The following is a 548-nucleotide window of genomic DNA, read 5'->3' on the forward strand; positions in this document are numbered from 1 at the left end:
AATGACTTTGCCCTCAATGCTTTCACCGATGCCGGTGAGCGCAGCTAGCGTGGCGCCCACATTGGTCGCCTTGGAATCGTTGAACCAGCGCACGCCACCGGCTTCCGCAACCAACTGACAACGGTGTGGCAGACCGGTGAAGGCTTTTACGGTGGCCAGGGCCTTGTCCCGGTTCAGGGACAGCGCATCACTGATCGCCAGTACCGAGAGAATATTCATGGCATTGTGGTGGCCGGTCAGCGCCAGCTCGGACAGCGACAACAGCCGCTCACCCCGACACAGCAGCTGACCGTTTTCGCTATCCAGCCGGTAATCCGCTTCCGGATGGGCACCAAAACTGATCTGGCGCGCCACGGTGGCCGGCGGACGGGTAGCCAGGTCATCACGGTTCCAGACTGCCACCTGGCAACCGTCATACACGCGCTGCTTGGCCGCCAGGTAATCGGCGAAACTGGCGTAANGGTCCAGATGGTCCTGGGACACGTTGAGAACCGTGGCCACTTCTGCACTCAGGCTGTAAGTGGTTTCCAGCTGGAAGCTGGACAATT

General features: G+C 60.3%; 1 protein-coding gene. It reads right to left on the bottom strand.

Going from position 1 to position 548, the window contains the following annotated elements; translation table 11 throughout:
* Nucleotides 1-548, bottom strand: a 548-nt coding sequence (locus tag A3730_RS29025) for a Mur ligase family protein (protein ID WP_255364336.1), incomplete at both ends; no start/stop codon positions are given.

It is taken from the genome of Alcanivorax sp. HI0044, assembly GCF_001634945.1.